We start from the raw sequence: 17,943 nt of genomic DNA, 5'->3' as shown, positions 1-17,943 counted from the left end.
AGAGACCGAACCCTTGCGGACGGGCGAGCTTCTGGATCGGTTCATGAGCGACCGGCCGGCCGACGGCGCCGTCGTCGCCTTCACGGGGCTGGCGCGCGGACAGGGGCGGGACGGCGAGCCTGTCGTCGCTCTGCAACTGGACTGGTATCCGGGCATGACCGAGCGGTCGATGGAGGACATCGCCCGCGCGGCCGAAGACCGTTTCGAGGTCAGCGACATCCTGGTGCGCCATCGCTGCGGCGAGATCAGGCCGGGCGAGCCGATCGTGTTGGTGGCGGCCGCTTCGCCTCACCGACGCGAGGCCTTTCTGGCGGCGGATTATCTGATGGACCGCCTCAAGACCGAGGCGGCCTTCTGGAAGCGTGAACAACAACCGAGCGGGACGACGTGGATCGAACCGTCGGACAAGGACCGGGCCGATCTGGCCCGTTGGAGCTGACATGGCCGGCATTGACCTGAACCTGCCCTTCTACGGGCTGAACATCGCGGTGCTCACCGTGTCCGACACGCGGGATTTCGACACGGACACGTCGGGCGGCACTCTGGCGGGGCGGCTGACCGAAGCGGGGCATGTCCTGGCGGGGCGCGCCATCGTCAAGGACGAGGTCGCCGCGATCCAGGCGCAGATGAAGGTCTGGATCGAGGACCCTGGCGTGGACGTGATCTTGAGCACGGGCGGAACGGGCTTTGCGCCGCGCGACGTGACGCCGGAGGCGGTGCGGCCTCTGCTGGACCGGGTGATGGATGGATTTTCCGTGGTGTTTCACCAGGCCAGCCAGACGACGGTGGGCGTGTCCACCCTGCAGTCCCGCGCCCTGGCGGGGCAGGCGGGAGACACCTTCATCTTCTGCGTGCCGGGCTCGACCGGCGCCTGTCGCGACGCCTGGGACCTGGTGCTGGCCGAGGAACTGGACAGCCGGTTCCGGCCTTGCTCGCTGGTCGGCCAGGTGGCGCGCTATCGAGGAATCTGCCCGTGAGCGAACTGACCCACCTGGACCGCGAGGGACGCGCCTGCATGGTCGATGTCTCGCACAAGGCGGAAACGCGCCGGGTGGCGCTCGCATCCGCCCGACTGGTCTGCGCGCCGGAAACGCTGTCGCTGGTGCGCGAAGGCAGGACGCCCAAGGGGGCGGTCGTCTCTGTCGCCGAAATCGCGGGGATCATGGCCGCGAAACGCACCGCCGACCTGGTGCCCATGTGCCATCCCCTGCCGCTTTCGCGAGTGGCGGTGAGCATCCGCCTGGATGACGAACTGCCCGGTTTTCGGATAGAGGCCGAAACCGTGACCGTGGGCCAGACCGGCGTCGAGATGGAGGCCCTGACCGCCGTCACGGTGGCGGGCCTGACCCTCTATGACATGCTCAAGGCCGTGGACCGTGGCATGCGGATAGAGGCGGTCGAACTGATCGCCAAGAGCGGTGGAGCCGGCGGCGACTGGCGCAAGGAACAAGACTGATGGATGCGTTTGAAACCGCGCTGGAGCGGCTGTTGGCGCAGGCCGTCCCGCTGGACGCCGAGGTCGCGGCGCTGGAAGACGCGCTGGACCGCGTGCTGGCCGTCGATCTGACGGCGCGGCGGGATTCGCCATCGGTCGCGGTGTCGGCCATGGACGGCTATGCGATCCTGGACGGCGATCTGGGAGGAATCCTGCCGGTGGCGGCCGAGAGCTTCGCCGGATCGCCTGTTCCGCCGCGGTTGACGCCCGGCGTGTGCGCGCGCGTCTTCACCGGCGCGCCTGTGCCGCCGAACGCCGACCGCGTGGTCGTGCAGGAGCAGGTGGAGCGACGCCTTGAGGGTGCGGTCATGCCCGCCGCCCGTCCGCGCGGCGCCCATATCCGGCGAGCCGGGTCCGATTTCGCGGCGGGAGAGACGGTGCTGGCGGGCGGAACCTCGCTGTCGCCCCAGGCCCTGGTCGCCGCCGCCGGCGCCGATCACGGAGCCGTCGAAGTCGTGCGCAAGCCGCAGGTGGCCATCCTGGCGACCGGCGACGAATTGCGTGAACCGGGGTGCGCCGCCGATGACCTGGCCTCGATTCCCGACAGCGTGACCTATGGCGTCGCGGCCCTGGCGCAGCGTCACGGCGGCGAGGTCTGTTTGAAACGGCGCCTGCCGGATCGGCCCGAAACCTTGCGTCAGGCCGCCGCCCTGGCGTTGACCATCGCGGACGTGATCGTGGTCACGGGCGGGGCGTCAGTGGGCGAGCGGGACTTCGCCAAGACCATGTTCGACGGCCTTGGCCTGGAGATGATCTTCTCCAAGGTGGCGATCAAGCCGGGCAAGCCGGTCTGGTTCGCGCGGGCGGGGCGCACCCTGGTGGTCGGCCTGCCGGGCAACCCCACCTCGGCCATGGTGACGGCACGGCTGTTCTTGGCACCCCTGATCGCCGGTCTGGCGGGGCGTGATCCTCGCGCCGTGTTGAAATGGCGAGCGGTCGTCCTCGATGGCGAAACGCCGGAAGCCGGCGACCGCGACGTCTTCCTGAGGGCGGTGAAGCGCGACGGCCGCATGCGGCTGGCCTCGGATCAGGATTCGGGCGCGCAGAAGACCCTGGGACAGGCTGAGGCCCTGATCTGGCGGCCGCGTGTCGGCGCCGCAGCCGAACCGGTCGGGCTGCGAAGTCTGGAGTTCTGATGCTTCAGTCCAGGAAGCGCGGGAACAGGATGTCGTTCTCCAGGCGCATATGCTCCGAGAGATCCTGATGGAAGATCAGGGCCGCGTCATACAGGCGTCGCCATGTTCCGCAGGCCTCGGACGGCGGTGTAAACCCCTCGGTCAGGTCGTGCAGGGCCTGTAGCTGGGCGTCCACGTCGTCGTGCTCGACCATCATTCGCCGGATGGGGAAGCCGATCATCGGCGAGCCGCCGCCGAGCATCATCGGAAACAGAATCTGCTCCTCCTTCTGTTGATGCTGTTCCAGATCGGCGGCCATCTCCATCAGCAGTTGGGTCAGGCCGTCAGGCGCTTGCGGATGAGCGGCGTGGACGCGCTCGACCCGCTCGGCCAGGGCGATCAGCACGGGCAACTGGGCGCGGTGAGTCTCGTGATACCGCTCCAGGATGTGGGCGATGAGCGGCGCCGTCTCCAGCGCGTCCAGTTGTGCGGCGAAAGGGGAGGTGCGCTGGCTCATGACAGGCTGTCCGTCAAAACGAGAGGGCGGGACGAAGAGGTGTTGGTCGCTGGATGCTTGTGGCCACATGCTGGACAATCAGGACGGGGCGGCGCCGAGATGGTGGTCGTTCGCCAGCACAGAAGGTCCAGCATCAACAGGCGGCCGGCGCGGTCTTCTCCGGCCTTGGCCAGGGCCTTGACGGCGGCGCCGGCCGCGAAGGCGCCTGCGACGCCGGTGAGGGCGCCCAGCACGCCGCTCGTCGCGCAGGCGAACGCCTCAGCGCTGGGTTCGGGGTTGAGGCATCGCCAGCAGGGCCGGCCGCGGAACAGGCCGACCTGAACCTCCCAGGCGCCGACGGCGGCCGCCACAAGGTCCTGTCCGCCCGCGACGCAGGCGTCCGAGATCGCCAGCCGCGTCGCCAGATTGTCAGAGCCGTCAATCACCAGGTCCCAGTCGGCCAGGATGTCTGCGGCGTTTTCGGCGACCAATCGACGGTTGATCGGCACGATTTCGATGTCGCTGTTCAGGGCGCTCAGTCGCTCTCCCGCGGCCGCCACCTTGGGTCGACCGAGGTCTGCTTCAGTGAAAACCACCTGGCGCTGCAGGTTCGAGAGCGCGACGTGGTCGAAATCCAGCAGTCCCAGGCGTCCCACGCCGGCAGCCGCCAGATAGAGGGCGGCGGGCGCGCCGACGCCCCCCACGCCCGCGATCAGGACGCGCGCTCTTTTCAGAGCCTGTTGGCCAGGCCCGCCGATTTCCCGCAACACGAGGTGCCGGGCGTAGCGTTCGACTTCCTGCTCGGAGAAAGATGATGTCATGACGTCATCATAGGGGCGTCGATCGATCGGCCGTTTGAGCGAGGACAAATGGGGGCGCGCAACCCCGCGATAGGGGAGGGGCGAAGGAGACCCTCTTCATGTCCACCGCCCGTGCGATGCGCGCCTACAAGGGGCCGGCGCTATTCAGCTTCGGCTTTCGACCCTTCTTTCTGTTCGGAACACTCTGGGGCGCGCTGGCGCCGCCGCTCTGGGTCTATGTCCTGGCCCACGGGGACGGCCTGATCGCCGGTCGAGCGGGGCTGGACTGGCACGTCCATGAGATGCTGTTCGGATATGTCGGCGCGATCGTAGGGGGCTTCCTGCTGACGGCTGTGCCAAACTGGACGGGCCGATACCCGGTGGTCGGTCTGAGGCTCGCCGGCCTGTTCGGCCTGTGGGTCGTGGGGCGCGTCGGCATGTTGATCCCGGGCCTGGACCCCTATGTGCTGGCCGTGATCGACGGCGCCTACTTCTGCTGCCTGGCGGTGGTGATCTGGCGCGAGATCCTTGTGGGCAAGAACTGGCGGAACCTTGGTGTGGCGGCTGCGGTCACGGGTCTGGCGATCGCCAACATCGTCTTCCATCTGCGCCCGGAGGGCAGCGGTCTGGACGCGGCGGTGCGCTCGGGGCTGGCGCTGCTCGTCGTCTTGCTGGCGCTGATCGGCGGACGCATGACGCCCAGCTTCACCCGGAACTGGCTGCTGAAGCGCGGGGGAGGGACTCTTCCGGCGCCGACCTCTCGGTTGGACACGGCGGTGCTGGCCGTCACTGTCGCGGCGATGCTCGCCTGGATCATCAGCCCGAACCAGGCGGTCGTCGCTGCGGCGCTCGTTGTCGCGGGCGTGCTTCACCTCTTGCTGTTGGCGCGGTGGGCGGGCGGGCGCACGGGGGCGGAGCCGCTCGTGTGGATTCTTCACATCGGCTACGCTTGGCTGGGCCTCGGTTTGGTGCTCCTGGGCCTGTCGGCCTCGGGTGCGCTGGTTCCCGCCTCCGCCGGGGTGCACGCTCTGACCGCCGGCGCCATGGGCGTGATGATCATGGCTGTCACCACCCGCGCCACGCGCGGCCATACAGGGCGCGAACTAGCGGCGGGGGCAGGGACGACCATCCTCTACCTGCTGATCAACGCCGCAGCCGCCGTTCGCGTGATCGGCGGCCTGTGGCCCGCGCAATACGACAGCGCCCTGGTCGTCTCCGGCGGGTTATGGGCCGCCGCCCTGCTGGGCTTCTGCGCGCTTTACGGTCCCATGCTGATGCGGCCGCGCCTGCGCGCCTGACGAGGACGATTGCCTTTGATCAAGGCGCGGTCCGCGCGCCGCCTCTAGGATCACGACATCCGCTCCGAGCCGTGTGACCTATAGCTTCCGCCAGGGTCACGCGGCCGGGCTCCGACAGGAGCCGAGGGTCGGCGGGGAAACCCGCCCGCCTCCCGCATTTTTGGAAAGGAGCTTTCCAATGGCCTCCCTCAGGCCCCAAGCCATCGACGGCTTCGGTCGTCGCTTTCGCTATCTGCGGCTCTCCGTCACGGAAGTCTGCAACTTCCGCTGCGACTACTGCCTGCCGAACGGCTATCGCAAGACGCCTGGTCCCGGCTTTCTGACGGTTGACGAGGTGCGACGACTGGTACGGGGCTTCGCCGATCTGGGGCTGTCGAAGGTGCGGCTGACCGGGGGCGAACCGACGGTCCGCAAGGACTTCGTGGACCTGATCGCGGCGGTCGCGGCCTGCGACGGCGTGCACAAGGTCGCGGTGACGACCAACGGCTGGAATCTGGAACAGCGGGTCATGGACTGGCGCAGCGCCGGCCTGACCCATCTTAACCTGAGCATCGACGCCCTGGAGCGCGAGACCTTCGCCCGGATCACGGGCCATGACCGGCTGGATTCGATCATTCGCGGCCTGGACCGCGCCCTGGAGGCCGACTTCAAGGCGGTGAAGGTCAACGCCGTCCTGCTGCGCGAGACGGTGGAGCAGGGGCTGGCCCACTGGGCCGACTTCGTGCGCGACAAGCCGCTGTCCGTCCGCTTCATCGAACTGATGCGGACCGCCGAGAACGCGGACTATTTCGAACGGCATCATGTCGGCGGCCGGGTGGTGCGCGACTGGCTGGCGCAACGCGGCTGGACGCCGCGTCAAAAGCAGGCCGAGGACGGCCCGGCGACCGAATACGTCCACCCCGATCATCAGGGCGCGATCGGCCTGATCGCGCCCTATGAGCCTGGCTTCTGCGACGGTTGCAATCGGCTGCGGGTCACGTCGCGCGGCAAGCTGCGGCTATGCCTGTTCGGCGAGGGCGGCGTGGATCTGAGACCGCTTCTGTCCGACGATGCGGACCAAGAGGCCTTGATGGAGCGAATCGGCCTCTCCCTGGGGGGCAAGGGGCAGGCGCACGGCTTGAATCAGGGGAATTTCGGCGACACGCCGAACCTGGCGGCCTTCGGAGGCTGAAGCGTTTCGGGCGCGTCCTCCGCGCCCCACGTCTCGACGGCGGCCTTGCCGGCGGGCGAGGAAGAGGTCGGCGCGTGATTGTCGATCAGAGGCGAGGGGCGGGCGAGGCGCTCCAGCGCGCGTGGGCGCTCCAGGGTGATTTCGCTGCCTTTCACCTGCACGCCATAGTCGGCCAGTTGGGCGAAGGCGCGCGAGAGGTTCTCGGGCGTCATGCCCAGAAGGGAAGCCAGGGTGCGCTTGCCATGCGGCAGGACGATGCAGCGGGCGTTGTTCTGTCGCGCGCTCTGCGCCAGCAGGTAGTTGGCGACGCGCTCAAGGCTGCCGCGCAGCTTTTGAGCCTTCACCGTGCGGACCACGCCGCGATAGCAGCCCGCCAATTCCTGCACGACCGCGAAGCCGAAGGCGGCGTCCTGGCGCGCCGTGCGCCGCAGGGCTTCTCCCGAGAGCATCAGGATCTCCGATGGCTCCAGGGTGCGGGCCGACATCAGGGCCGGCGCTTCCAGCATCACGGCTGCAAGGATGAAGGTGGATACCGGCCGCAGCACGGCCAACGTCGATTCCTTGTCCTTCCAACTGCCCTGAAGTTCGACTGAACCGCAGAGCAGAACATAGAGAAAGTCGACGGGGTCGCCCTCCATCAGCAGCGTCGTGCCGGCGGGGAAGCGCTGAAGGAAGGCGCCGGCCGTCGCATCGCGAAAGACGGTCGGCGTCATGTCCGCAAATAGGGGCAGGGCGCGGATACGGTCGAGATCGGCCTGACGAATGGGCATGGGCCGACAAGATCATGCCAAGGCGGTCGATCGATTGATCGAGATCAAACAGCGTGCGTTGAATTCTAAAGATTAGTTAGTATTGATTTTCAATCGCAATATCTCCCTGCTCGCGACGCGGTTTTTTGCGAGAATGGACGCGCATCTAGCCTTCACTTGATCAAAAGCAAGTCTCAAGGCCGGTGGCTGACGCACATCCCTCTCACGGAGTCCTGCTCCGGTTTCGCAGAGGGCGTCATGTCTCGGATAACGGCAACAACAGTTGAGGCGCCCGGCGCCTGGCCCAGCCTGTGGCTCAGTACGCTGGGCTTTACGACGTGCTTCGCCGTCTGGACGATCTTTTCGATCATCGGCATCCAGATCAAGGCGGACCTTGGCCTGTCCGAGACCCAGTTCGGGCTTCTGGTCGGCGCGCCGATCCTGACGGGGTCGTTGAGCCGGGTCTTTCTGGGCGTCTGGGCCGAGCAGTTCGGCGGGCGGCGGGTCAATCTGATCATCGCCGTTCTGGCGTCGGCGGCGACCTTCCTTCTGGCGCAAGCCCAGACCTATCCGCAGTTCCTATTGGCGGCGCTGGGGGTAGGGCTGGCGGGCGGCGCCTTCTCGGTCGGCGTAACCTATGTGTCCAAGTTCTTCGGCGCGGGACGCCAGGGCATGGCCTTGGGCGTCTTCGGCGCGGGCAATGTCGGGGCGGCGGTCACGAAGTTCGCCGCGCCCTTCGTCATGGTCGCCCTGGGCTGGCAAGCCGTGGCCCAGATCTGGGCGGCTGCCCTGCTGATCATCAGCGTGGCCGTCTTCCTGCTGACACGCGACGACCCCGTCACCGCCGCCCGGCGAAAGTCGGGACAGAAGGCGCCGGCGACCTGGCTGCAGCTGTCGCCGCTCAAGAGCCTGCGCGTGTGGCGCTTCGCCCTCTATTACTTCTTCGTCTTCGGCGGCTTCGTCGCCCTGGCCCTGTGGCTGCCGCGTTATCTGACGGGCGCCTATGGCCTGGACATCAAGACGGCGGGCATGGTCGCCGCCGCCTATTCGATCCCCGGATCGCTGTTCCGCATCTTCGGCGGATGGCTGTCGGACCGCATCGGCGCGCGCAAGGTCATGTACCTGACCTTCATCATCAGCGTGATCTGCACCTTCATCCTGTCCTATCCGCCTACCCAGTATGAGGTCGCGGGTTTGAACGGACCGATCCGTTTCAGCCTGGCGCTGAGCCTGCCCGCCTTCATCGGCCTAGCCTTCCTGCTGGGCTTCGCCATGAGCCTGGGCAAGGCGGCGGTCTACAAGCACATTCCCGTCTATTACCCCGACCACATCGGCTCGGTCGGCGGCCTGGTCGGAATGATCGGCGGCCTGGGCGGCTTCATCCTGCCGATCGTCTTCGGCCTTCTGAACGACCTGACCGCGATCGGCTCCAGCTGCTTCATGCTGCTGTTCCTGCTGGTCTCGATCGCCCTGCTCTGGATGCACCTGGCGGTGCGTCGGATGGAGCACGCCCACAATCCTCAGCTGGCCGGCCTGCCGGCCTTCCCCGAGCTGGACGGCCTGAACGGCCGTGCGGCGCGATAGGAGTATCTGCTAATGGCTAGACATGTCCTGACCGACTGGCGCCCGGAGGATCCGTCCTTCTGGGCGGAGAAGGGCAAGCGCATCGCGCGCCGCAATCTCTGGATTTCGGTCCCCAACCTCCTGATCGGCTTCGCCGTGTGGATGTTGTGGTCCACCGCGGTGACGCGGTTGCCTCAAGCCGGGTTCGAGTTCTCGACCGAGCAACGCTTCTGGCTGACGGCCCTGCCAGCGCTGTCGGGCGCCACCCTGCGCATCTTCTACAGCTTCATGGTGCCTATCTTCGGCGGGCGACTGTGGACCACGCTGACGACCTTGAGCCTGCTGGTTCCCGTGGTGGGGATGGGCATGGCGGTGCAGCATGTCGAGACGCCCTACTGGGTGTTCGTCGCCTTGTCGCTGTCGTGCGGTCTAGGCGGCGCGGTCTTCGCCTCGTCCATGTCCAACATCGCCTTCTTCTTCCCCAAGGCTGAGAAGGGCAACGCCCTGGCGCTGAACGCGGGCCTCGGCAACCTCGGCGTTAGCGCGCTGCAACTGCTGGCGCCCATCGTCGTCGGCCTGGCCTTCTTCGGGCCGCTGGGCGGCCCGCCGCAGGTCTATGTCGAGAACGGCGTGGAGCATCAGATGTGGCTGCAACACGCGCCGCTGATGTGGGCGCCGCTGATCGCGGTCTGCGCGGTCCTGGCCTGGTTCGGCATGAACGACGTGGCCTCGGCGCGCGCCTCGTTCAAGGAACAGTCGGTGGTGTTCAAGCGGAAGCACAACTGGCTGATGTGCTACCTCTACATCGGCACCTTCGGGTCCTTCATCGGCTTCTCGGCGGCCTTCCCGCTGCTGGGCAAGACGCTGTTCCCGGACGTCAACATCCTGCAGATCGCCTTCCTGGGACCGCTGGTCGGCGCCGCTTCGCGCGCCCTGACGGGCTGGATCTCGGATCGCTGGGGCGGCCAGCACGTGACCCAGTGGGTGTTCCTTTCGCTTATTCTGGGCGTGGCGGGTCTGCTGCACAGCCTGGGCGCCTGGGGCGGCGAGCCGAGCTTCCCGGTGTTCTTCGCCAGCTTCCTGTGGCTGTTCTTCTGGACGGGCGTGGGCAACGCCTCGACCTTCCAGATGATCCCCGGCCTGATGCGGCTGGAAACCGCGCGCCTGATGCCGAACAGCTCGGCCGGCGAGCGCCTGAAGGCCGCTGAGCTGGAATCCGCCGCGATCATCGGCTTCGCCTCGGCCATCGGCGCCTATGGCGGCTTCTTCATCCCCCTGGGCTTCGCCTCCTCGATGGGGGCGTTCGGGGGACCGACGGTGGCGCTTTATATCTTCATGACCTTCTACGCCACGTGTCTGGTCGTGAACTGGGCCTTCTACGCACGGCCGAAGTCGATTTTGAATAAACTCGAAAAGAAGGTGGCCTGAGCATGAGCCATACTCTCGATCGTCTCGCATTCTTCAAAAGAAAGACCGAGCTTTTCTCCAACCGCCACGGCGTCATGACCGATGACGACCGCAAGTGGGAGGAGTCCTATCGAAACCGCTGGCGTCACGACAAGATCGTGCGCTCGACCCACGGCGTGAACTGCACCGGCTCCTGTTCGTGGAAGATCCACGTCAAGAGCGGCATCGTCACCTGGGAGACCCAGCAGACCGACTATCCCCGCACGCGCGCGGGCCTGCCCAACCATGAACCGCGCGGCTGTGCGCGGGGCGCCAGCTACAGCTGGTATCTGTATTCCGCCAACCGGGTGAAGTATCCGCTGGTGCGCGGCCGCCTGCTGCGTCAGTGGCGCGATGCGCGCCGGACGATGGCGCCGGTGGCCGCCTGGGCTTCGATCCAGAACGACCCGGCCAAGCGCGCCGACTACGTCAAGATGCGCGGCGCCGGCGGCTTCGTCCGCGCCACCTGGGACGAGGTCAACGAACTGATCGTTGCGGCCAACGCCCACACCATCAAGACCTGGGGCCCGGACCGGGTGTTCGGCTTCTCGCCCATCCCGGCCATGTCGATGCTGTCCTATGCGGCCGGCTCTCGCTACCTGCAGCTGCTGGGCGGCGTGTGCGGCTCGTTCTACGACTGGTATTGCGACCTGCCGCCCGCGTCGCCCCAGACCTGGGGCGAGCAGACCGACGTGCCGGAATCGGCGGACTGGTACAACTCCAGCTTCCTGCTGCTGTGGGGCTCCAACGTCCCGCAGACCCGCACGCCCGACGCCCACTTCTACACCGAGGCCCGCTATCGCGGCGCCAAGTCGGTGGTGATCTGCCCCGACTATTCGGAAGCTTCCAAGTTCTCCGACCTGTGGCTGGCCGTGAAGCAGGGCACGGACGCCGCCCTGGGCATGGCCTTCGGCCATGTCATCTTGAAGGAGTTCTACGTCGATCGGACCACGCCCTACTTCGCCGACTACGTCCGCCAGTATTCGGACCTGCCGATGCTGGTGCGCCTAGTCCCGCAGGACGGCGGCTATGTCGCGGAGCGGATGCTGCGTGCATCCGACTTCGTCGATGATCTGGGCCAGGCCAACAATCCCGACTGGAAGACCGTGGCGATCGACGAGATCAGCGGCGACGTGGTCGCGCCGAACGGCTCGGTCGGCTTCCGCTGGGGCGAGGAAGGCCGCTGGAACCTCGAGGAGCGCGAGGCCGAGGGCCGCGAGACGCGCCTGCGCCTGGGCCTGAAGGGAACTCATGACGACGTCGTGGGCGTGCGCTTCCCCTATTTCGCCAACACCGCCTCGAACGGTTTCGCCTCGAGCGACCACCCTGACGTCCTGACCCGCAACGTGCCCGTCAGGAAGATGGCGCTGAAGGACGGCGAGACCCTGGTGGCCAGCGTCTTCGACCTGTTCCTGGCCAACTACGGCGTCGATCAGGGCTTCGGCGGCGAGCATATGCCGCGCGACTACGACGACCCCGAACCCTATTCGCCGGCCTGGGCGGAGCAGATGACGTCTGTGCCGCGTGACCAGATCCTGGCCGTGGCGCGGGGCTTCGCCGGCAACGCCGAAAAGACCAACGGCAAGTCCATGGTCATCATCGGCGCGGCGATGAACCACTGGTTCCACATGGACATGAACTATCGCGCCGTCATCAACATGCTGGTGATGTGTGGTTGCGTGGGGCAGTCCGGCGGGGGCTGGGCGCACTATGTGGGGCAGGAGAAGCTGCGTCCGCAGAGCGGCTGGGCGCCGGTCGCCTTCGCCCTGGACTGGCTCCGGCCGCCGCGTCAGCAGAACGCCACCTCCTTCTTCTACGCCCACACGGGCCAGTATCGTTATGAGACGGTGTCGGCCGAGGAAATCCTGTCGCCGACGGCGCCCGCCGGCGACTGGTCCGGCTCGTTGATCGACTTCAACGTGCGGGCCGAGCGCATGGGCTGGCTGCCGTCCACGCCGGCGCTGAAGACCAACTCTCTGGAGGTGGTCCGTGCGGCCGAACGCGATGGGGTCGATCCCGTCGATTACGCCGTGCGGAACCTGCAGAACCGCTCGCTTGAAATGTCCTGCATGGACCCGGAAGATCCGGCCAACTGGCCGCGGAACATGTTCATCTGGCGCTCGAACCTGCTGGGCTCGTCGGGCAAGGGCCACGAATACTTCCTCAAGCACCTCCTTGGCGCCGACCACGGCGTTCAGGGCAAGGACCTGGGCGAGGACGGCAAGGTCAAGCCGCAGGATGTGCGCTGGCGCGACGCCACCACCGAGGGCAAGCTGGACCTGCTGGTGACGCTGGACTTCCGCATGTCCACCACGGCCGTCTATTCGGACATCGTCCTGCCGACGGCGACCTGGTACGAGAAACACGACCTCAACACCTCGGACATGCACCCCTTCATCCACCCGCTGACGGCGGCGGTGGACCCGGCTTGGGAGGCGCGTTCGGACTGGGACATCTTCCGCGGTCTGGCCAAGACCTTCTCGGAGGTCTGCCCCGAAGTGCTGGGCGTCGAAAAGGATCTGGTGCTGACGCCGATCCAGCACGACACCCCCGGCGAACTGGCCCAGGCCTTCGACGCCAAGGACTGGTGGAAGGGCGAGTGCGAGCCTGTTCCGGGACGCACCATGCCGGTCATGACCGTCGTGGAGCGGGACTATCCCAATCTCTACAAGCAGTTCACCTCGGTCGGCCCGCTGATGGCCAAGGTCGGCAACGGCGGCAAGGGGCTGAAGTGGGACACCGACCATGAAGTCGATGCGCTCAAGGCCCTGAACGGCGAGGTGCTGGAAGAAGGCGTGTCCAAGGGCCTGGCCCGCATGGAGACGGCCATCGAGGCGGCCGAGGCCGTGCTGATGATGGCGCCCGAGACCAACGGCGAGGTGGCGGTCAGATCGTGGGCGGCGCTGTCCCGCTTCACCGGCCGCGACCACACCCATCTGGCCCTGCCCAAGGAAGACGAGAAGATCCGGTTCAACGACATCGTCGCCCAGCCGCGCAAGATCATCTCGTCGCCCATCTGGTCAGGGCTGGAGTCCGAACACGTCTGCTACACCGCCAACTACACCAATGTGCACGAGCGGGTGCCGTGGCGAACCCTGTCGGGACGTCAGCAACTGTATCAGGACCACCCCTGGATGCGGGCCTTCGGCGAGTCCCTGTGCGTCTATCGTCCGCCGTTGGATCTGAAGACCACCTGGGTCAGGGGAATGAAGCCCAACGGTGAGAGCGAGATCGTTCTGAACTTCATCACGCCGCACCAGAAATGGGGCATCCACTCGACCTATTCCGACAACCTGCTGATGCTGACGCTGAACCGCGGCGGCCCGGTGATCTGGATTTCGGAGACCGACGCCCAAAAGGCGGGGATTGTCGACAACGACTGGGTCGAGTTGTTCAACGCCAACGGCGCCATCTCGGCGCGGGCGGTGGTGTCTCAGCGCATCCGTGAAGGCACGACCTTCATGTACCACGCTCAGGAAAAGATCGTGAACACGCCAGGGTCCGAGATCACGGGCCGGCGCGGGGGCATCCACAACTCCGTGACGCGGATCGTGCCCAAGCCGACGCACATGATCGGCGGCTACGCCCAGCTCGCCTACGGCTTCAACTACTACGGCACGGTCGGTTCGAACCGCGATGAGTTCGTCGTCGTGCGCAAGATGAGAACGGTGGATTGGCTGGAAGAGCCCCGTTCGGACAAGGAGAACGGCTGATGAAAGTCCGCGCCCAGATCGGCATGGTGCTGAACCTCGACAAGTGCATCGGGTGTCACACCTGTTCGGTGACATGCAAGAACGTGTGGACCAGCCGCGACGGCGTCGAATACGCCTGGTTCAACAACGTCGAGACCAAGCCCGGCATCGGCTATCCCAAGGACTGGGAGAACCAGGACCGCTGGAACGGAGGATGGGAGCGCGCCCGCAACGGCCGCATCCGTCCTCGCATGGGGCCCAAGTGGCGGATCCTGGCCAACATCTTCGCCAACCCCGACCTGCCCGAGATCGACGACTACTACGAGCCGTTCGACATGGACTACGCCCATCTCCAGGAAGCCCCGGAGATGAAGCACTTTCCTACGGCTCGGCCGCGCTCGAAGATCACGGGCGAGCGGATGGAGAAGATCGAATGGGGGCCGAACTGGGAGGAGATCCTGGGCGGCGAATTCTCCAAGCGGTCCAAGGACTACAACTTCGCAGGCGTCGAGAAGGAGATCTACGGCGCCTTCGAAAACACCTTCATGATGTACCTGCCCAGGCTGTGCGAACACTGCCTGAACCCCACCTGCGTGGCCGCCTGTCCCTCGGGCGCCATCTACAAGCGCGAGGAGGACGGGGTCGTCCTGATCGACCAGGAGAAGTGCCGCGGTTGGCGGATGTGCGTCTCGGCCTGTCCCTACAAGAAGATCTATTACAACTGGGAATCCGGGAAGTCTGAGAAGTGCACCTTCTGCTACCCGCGGATCGAGGCGGGCCTGCCCACGGTCTGCTCGGAGACCTGCGTGGGGCGCATCCGCTATCTGGGGGTGATGCTCTATGACGCCGACCGCATCGAGGCGGCGGCCAGCGTCGACGAGAAGGACCTCTATCAGGCCCAGCTCGACGTCTTCCTGGACCCCAATGATCCCAAGGTGATCGAGCAGGCCCGAGCCGACGGCGTGCCCGACGCCTGGCTGGCGGCCGCGCGCCGCAGTCCGGTCTGGAAGATGGCCATGGACTGGAAGGTCGCCTTCCCGCTGCACCCTGAATACCGGACCCTGCCGATGGTCTGGTACGTGCCGCCGCTGTCGCCGATCCAGTCGGCGGCCTCGGCCGGGGCGCTGGAAATCGACCAGGATATGCCCGACGTCAAATCCCTGCGGATTCCCGTGCGGTATCTGGCGAATATGCTGACCGCCGGCGTCGAGGAACCTGTCGTGACCGCTCTGGAGCGGATGCTGGCGATGCGCGCCTTCATGCGCGGCAAGACCGTCGACGGCCGGATCGATCACGCCCTGGCCGAGCGCGTGGGACTGACCGCTGCCCAGATCGACGACATGTACCGCATCATGGCCATCGCCGACTACGAGGACCGTTTCGTCATCCCGACCAACCACAGGGAAACGGGCGAGGACGCCTTCGACCTGCGCGGGTCTTGCGGCTTCACCTTCGGCAACGGCTGCTCCGGCGGGACGACGGAGTACGGCCTGTTCGGCCGCGTCAAGAAAACACGTCCCCGCAATCCGATGGAGGTGGAATGATGCTGGCGACCTATAGCGCCCTGGGTCGGATGCTGACCTATCCCGACGCGATGCTTCAGGCGTCGGCGGAAGATCTGCTGGCCGTGGTCCGCAGCGAAGGCCACGTGCCGGAACGCCTCGTCAAGGCCCTGGGTCGTCTCATCGATACGTTGAAGACCCACGACCTCTATGAGTTGCAAGAACAGTTTGTAGAGCTGTTCGACCGTTCGCGGTCGCTTTCGCTGAACCTCTACGAGCACGTCCACGGCGAAGGCCGGGATCGCGGCGAGGCGATGGCGGGGCTGCTGGAACTCTATCGCGGCGAAGGCCTGGAACTGGCCACGTCCGAACTGCCGGATCACCTGCCGGTCTTCCTGGAGTTCCTGTCGCAACTTCCGGCGGACCGCGCGGCGTCGCTGCTGGGCGAGGCGGCCCACGTGCTGGAGGCGCTGGGCGAACGTCTGCACAGGCGCGCCAGCCCATATCGGGCGGTGTTCGGCGCCCTGGGCGCCCTGTCGGGCGCGGCCGACAAGGACGCCGTCGCCGCCCTGTTGAGCGAACCCGACCCCGATCCGAACGATCTCAAGGCCCTGGACGAAGCCTGGGAAGACGCCCCCGTCACCTTCGGCCCCGAGGATGTCGGCTGCCCGAAGGCCGACGCCTTGGTCGCGGCGATGAACACGCCGCCCGCCCAGCCCAACGCCGCCTGAAGGAGGACACGCCATGGATGTAATGAATCAGCTCTTTTTCGGCATTTATCCCTATATCGCCCTGTCCGTTCTGGTGATCGGTTCGGTCATCCGCTTCGATCGCGAACCCTACACCTGGCGAACCGGCTCCTCGCAGCTGTTGCGTCGTCGCCAGCTGGTGGCGGGTTCGATCCTGTTTCACCTCGGCGTGTTGATGATCTTCGGCGGGCACTTCGTGGGTCTTCTGACGCCGGTGGTGGTCTGGGACACGCTGGGCGTCAGTCATTCCGCCAAGCAGCTTTTGGCCATGGTCGCTGGCGGCGTGGCGGGCGTCATGATGCTGATCGGCGGCCTTCTGCTGCTGCATCGACGCCTGTTTGATCCGCGGATCCGCAGGACGTCCAGCTTCGGCGATACGTCGATCCTGATCATCCTGCTGGTCCAGCTGTGCCTGGGCTTGTCGACCATCTTCGTGTCCGCCGGCCACATGGACGGCGCGGAGATGATGAAGTTCATGGCTTGGGCCCAAGGCGTCTTCACCTTCCAGCCCGGCGTGGCGAACCTTGTCGCCGACGTTCACTGGCTGTTCAAGGCGCACATCGTGCTGGGCCTGACCATCTTCCTGGTCTTCCCGTTCACGCGCCTGGTCCACATGCTGTCGGCGCCGATCTGGTATCTCAACCGCCGGGGCTGGCAGCTTGTCCGCAGCCGCCGTGAGATGCCGGTGCGCCGTATCTCACCTCTGCCTGCGCATCTGCGCGGTCGTTCGGGAGGCGAAAAATGAGCCGCGAAGCCGCCATCGTCGTCGGCGGGGTGGAGGTCCCTGAGGCTCTCATCGCCCAGGAGATCTCGAACCACCCGGCCCCCAGCATCGAGCAGGCCCGCAAGCTGGCGGCCAACGCCCTGGCCATTCGGGCGCTGCTGCTGAACCAGGCGTTCGAGATGGACATCGAAGCCTCGCCGCTGTTCGACGAGGAGGGGCGTGAGGAGACCGCCGAGGAAGCCATGATCCGCGCGCTTCTGGAGCAGGAGGTCGCGGTCGAAACCCCGTCCGAGACGGAATGTCTGCGGGTCTATGACAGTCGACCCGACGGCTTCCGGTCGCCCGCCATGACCGAGGCTTCGCATATCCTGGTCGCCGCGACGGGCGACGACGAGGCGCTGTGGGAAGCGGCGTATCAAGTCGCCGAGGCGCATTTGGCGACCCTGGGTTTGCGATCGGGCTCCTTCGCCGATCTGGCTCGCGCCGTGTCCGACTGCCCGTCGGGTGCATCCGGCGGCGCCCTGGGGCAACTGGTCCAGGGCGACCTGGCGCCTGAGGTCGAAGCGGCGCTGGCGGCGCTGGCGGAGGGCGAACTTTGTGCGGCGCCCGTGCGGTCGCGTTTCGGCTGGCACGTTCTGAAGGTCGATCGCCGCGCCGAAGGGCAACGCCTGCCGTTCGCGCACGTCCGACCGTGGATCGAGCAGATGCTGGAGGAGCGGGCCTGGCGCGCCGCCGCCGCCCGCTATGTCGCGGATCTGGGCGAGGCTGCGCGCGAAAGCGGCGTGGCGCTGAGCCTGAGCGCGAAAGGCGAGGTGAGCGCCGGGCCGCTGTCCTTGGGCGACCTGCTGGGCGGCGGCGGCGAACGTCTGAGCGAATGGCTGGACGTCGCCGATCCCGAGCTGGCCGGGCTTGCCCGGACGGCTTGCGACGCTGCGGGGCAGACGATGGGCGACTATGTCCAGGGGGTTCTGCGCGACCATCTGACGGCGGCCGATGACGAGGAATGGACCCGGTTGCTGTCGTCCGCCAAGGACGCCGAGGATCCGGCCCTGGCCTGCGCGCGCGCGGTTCTGCGGCTGAAACTGCAACCGGCGCCCCGGACCTTCACCCTGCTGAAGCGACGCTGAGGGGAAGGCAGGGCGC

General features: G+C 66.6%; 16 protein-coding genes and 1 riboswitch. Of the genes, 13 read left to right on the top strand and 3 right to left on the bottom strand.

From position 1 onward, the window contains the following. The first annotated feature begins 43 nt into the window (after window positions 1–43). From AC3IS2_RS09210 to AC3IS2_RS09195, 4 genes are read left to right on the top strand one after another with little or no spacing between them, the layout of a single operon-like run. Entirely contained in the window at window positions 44–439 is a 396-nt protein-coding gene (locus tag AC3IS2_RS09210) for a molybdenum cofactor biosynthesis protein MoaE (protein ID WP_489197370.1), read from the top strand. 1 nt (window position 440) lies between these two features. Continuing rightward, window positions 441–977: a molybdenum cofactor biosynthesis protein B gene (gene moaB, locus AC3IS2_RS09205; protein WP_489197369.1), complete on the top strand. Its 537-nt coding sequence runs from the start codon at window positions 441–443 to the stop codon at window positions 975–977. Further along, a complete protein-coding gene (moaC, locus tag AC3IS2_RS09200; RefSeq protein WP_489197368.1) occupies window positions 974–1,456 on the top strand; it encodes a cyclic pyranopterin monophosphate synthase MoaC in 483 nt (160 codons plus the stop codon). The genes moaB and moaC overlap by 4 nt, the downstream gene beginning before the upstream one ends. Beyond that, window positions 1,456–2,631 carry a molybdopterin molybdotransferase MoeA gene (locus tag AC3IS2_RS09195; protein WP_489197367.1) on the top strand — a complete coding sequence of 392 codons (1,176 nt, stop codon included), beginning with the start codon at window positions 1,456–1,458 and terminating at the stop codon, window positions 2,629–2,631. Before moaC ends, AC3IS2_RS09195 begins: the two co-directional genes overlap by 1 nt. Before the next feature lie 4 nt (window positions 2,632–2,635). Here AC3IS2_RS09195 and AC3IS2_RS09190 read toward each other — a convergent pair whose 3' ends face one another. Both AC3IS2_RS09190 and AC3IS2_RS09185 read right to left on the bottom strand, forming a co-directional pair. Further along, complete coding sequence (locus AC3IS2_RS09190) at window positions 2,636–3,127, bottom strand: hemerythrin domain-containing protein (RefSeq protein WP_489197366.1); 492 nt, start codon at window positions 3,125–3,127, stop codon at window positions 2,636–2,638. Further along, on the bottom strand, window positions 3,124–3,927 hold the full coding sequence (locus AC3IS2_RS09185; protein WP_489197365.1) for a HesA/MoeB/ThiF family protein: 804 nt from the start codon (window positions 3,925–3,927) through the stop codon (window positions 3,124–3,126). Before AC3IS2_RS09185 ends, AC3IS2_RS09190 begins: the two co-directional genes overlap by 4 nt. Before the next feature lie 98 nt (window positions 3,928–4,025). Here AC3IS2_RS09185 and AC3IS2_RS09180 point away from each other — a divergent pair, with 98 nt between their 5' ends. Then, window positions 4,026–5,204, top strand: a complete 1,179-nt coding sequence (locus tag AC3IS2_RS09180; RefSeq protein ID WP_489197363.1) for an NnrS family protein — start codon at window positions 4,026–4,028, stop codon at window positions 5,202–5,204. Between the two features lie 50 nt (window positions 5,205–5,254). Then, window positions 5,255–5,391: riboswitch (molybdenum cofactor riboswitch) on the top strand. Beyond that, window positions 5,383–6,375: a GTP 3',8-cyclase MoaA gene (gene moaA / locus AC3IS2_RS09175; protein WP_489197361.1), complete on the top strand. Its 993-nt coding sequence runs from the start codon at window positions 5,383–5,385 to the stop codon at window positions 6,373–6,375. (Overlaps the previous riboswitch by 9 nt.) Here the strand turns inward: moaA and ftrB are convergent. Then, window positions 6,327–7,145, bottom strand: coding sequence for a transcriptional activator FtrB (ftrB, locus tag AC3IS2_RS09170; protein ID WP_489197360.1), 819 nt, complete (start codon window positions 7,143–7,145; stop codon window positions 6,327–6,329). The genes moaA and ftrB overlap by 49 nt on opposite strands. Before the next feature lie 237 nt (window positions 7,146–7,382). Between ftrB and AC3IS2_RS09165 the strand changes: the two genes are divergently transcribed. From AC3IS2_RS09165 to AC3IS2_RS09135, 7 genes are read left to right on the top strand one after another with little or no spacing between them, the layout of a single operon-like run. Beyond that, the gene (locus AC3IS2_RS09165) at window positions 7,383–8,708 is read left to right on the top strand and encodes an MFS transporter (protein ID WP_489197358.1); all 1,326 of its coding nucleotides are present in this window, start codon (window positions 7,383–7,385) and stop codon (window positions 8,706–8,708) included. A gap of 12 nt (window positions 8,709–8,720) precedes the next feature. Continuing rightward, a complete protein-coding gene (locus tag AC3IS2_RS09160; RefSeq protein ID WP_489197357.1) occupies window positions 8,721–10,115 on the top strand; it encodes an MFS transporter in 1,395 nt (464 codons plus the stop codon). A gap of 2 nt (window positions 10,116–10,117) precedes the next feature. After that, window positions 10,118–13,846 carry a nitrate reductase subunit alpha gene (locus tag AC3IS2_RS09155; protein WP_489197356.1) on the top strand — a complete coding sequence of 1,243 codons (3,729 nt, stop codon included), beginning with the start codon at window positions 10,118–10,120 and terminating at the stop codon, window positions 13,844–13,846. Beyond that, window positions 13,846–15,369, top strand: a complete 1,524-nt coding sequence (gene narH, locus AC3IS2_RS09150; protein WP_489197355.1) for a nitrate reductase subunit beta — start codon at window positions 13,846–13,848, stop codon at window positions 15,367–15,369. The genes AC3IS2_RS09155 and narH overlap by 1 nt, the downstream gene beginning before the upstream one ends. Continuing rightward, on the top strand, window positions 15,369–16,058 hold the full coding sequence (gene narJ, locus AC3IS2_RS09145; protein WP_489197354.1) for a nitrate reductase molybdenum cofactor assembly chaperone: 690 nt from the start codon (window positions 15,369–15,371) through the stop codon (window positions 16,056–16,058). Before narH ends, narJ begins: the two co-directional genes overlap by 1 nt. 13 nt (window positions 16,059–16,071) lie before the next feature. Continuing rightward, window positions 16,072–16,821 carry a respiratory nitrate reductase subunit gamma gene (gene narI, locus AC3IS2_RS09140; RefSeq protein ID WP_489197353.1) on the top strand — a complete coding sequence of 250 codons (750 nt, stop codon included), beginning with the start codon at window positions 16,072–16,074 and terminating at the stop codon, window positions 16,819–16,821. After that, window positions 16,818–17,927, top strand: coding sequence for a peptidylprolyl isomerase (locus AC3IS2_RS09135; RefSeq protein ID WP_489197352.1), 1,110 nt, complete (start codon window positions 16,818–16,820; stop codon window positions 17,925–17,927). The genes narI and AC3IS2_RS09135 overlap by 4 nt, the downstream gene beginning before the upstream one ends. Window positions 17,928–17,943 lie beyond the last annotated feature (16 nt).

Source organism: Brevundimonas sp. KH_025, assembly GCF_057839885.1.
Note: the sequence above shows the minus strand (reverse complement) of the source record. Positions and strands in the feature narration are given on the sequence as shown.

Bases quoted from the DNA above. Each gene is read 5' to 3' on its own strand.
- AC3IS2_RS09210 (WP_489197370.1), top strand. From the start codon at position 44: ATGAGCGACCGGCCGGCCGACGGCGCCGTCGTCGCCTTCACGGGGCTG.
- moaB (WP_489197369.1), top strand. From the start codon at position 441: ATGGCCGGCATTGACCTGAACCTGCCCTTCTACGGGCTGAACATCGCG.
- AC3IS2_RS09195 (WP_489197367.1), top strand. From the start codon at position 1,456: ATGGATGCGTTTGAAACCGCGCTGGAGCGGCTGTTGGCGCAGGCCGTC.
- AC3IS2_RS09190 (WP_489197366.1), bottom strand. From the start codon at position 3,127: ATGAGCCAGCGCACCTCCCCTTTCGCCGCACAACTGGACGCGCTGGAG.
- AC3IS2_RS09185 (WP_489197365.1), bottom strand. From the start codon at position 3,927: ATGACATCATCTTTCTCCGAGCAGGAAGTCGAACGCTACGCCCGGCAC.
- AC3IS2_RS09180 (WP_489197363.1), top strand. From the start codon at position 4,026: ATGTCCACCGCCCGTGCGATGCGCGCCTACAAGGGGCCGGCGCTATTC.
- moaA (WP_489197361.1), top strand. From the start codon at position 5,383: ATGGCCTCCCTCAGGCCCCAAGCCATCGACGGCTTCGGTCGTCGCTTT.
- ftrB (WP_489197360.1), bottom strand. From the start codon at position 7,145: ATGCCCATTCGTCAGGCCGATCTCGACCGTATCCGCGCCCTGCCCCTA.
- AC3IS2_RS09165 (WP_489197358.1), top strand. From the start codon at position 7,383: ATGTCTCGGATAACGGCAACAACAGTTGAGGCGCCCGGCGCCTGGCCC.
- AC3IS2_RS09160 (WP_489197357.1), top strand. From the start codon at position 8,721: ATGGCTAGACATGTCCTGACCGACTGGCGCCCGGAGGATCCGTCCTTC.
- AC3IS2_RS09155 (WP_489197356.1), top strand. From the start codon at position 10,118: ATGAGCCATACTCTCGATCGTCTCGCATTCTTCAAAAGAAAGACCGAG.
- narH (WP_489197355.1), top strand. From the start codon at position 13,846: ATGAAAGTCCGCGCCCAGATCGGCATGGTGCTGAACCTCGACAAGTGC.
- narJ (WP_489197354.1), top strand. From the start codon at position 15,369: ATGCTGGCGACCTATAGCGCCCTGGGTCGGATGCTGACCTATCCCGAC.
- narI (WP_489197353.1), top strand. From the start codon at position 16,072: ATGGATGTAATGAATCAGCTCTTTTTCGGCATTTATCCCTATATCGCC.
- AC3IS2_RS09135 (WP_489197352.1), top strand. From the start codon at position 16,818: ATGAGCCGCGAAGCCGCCATCGTCGTCGGCGGGGTGGAGGTCCCTGAG.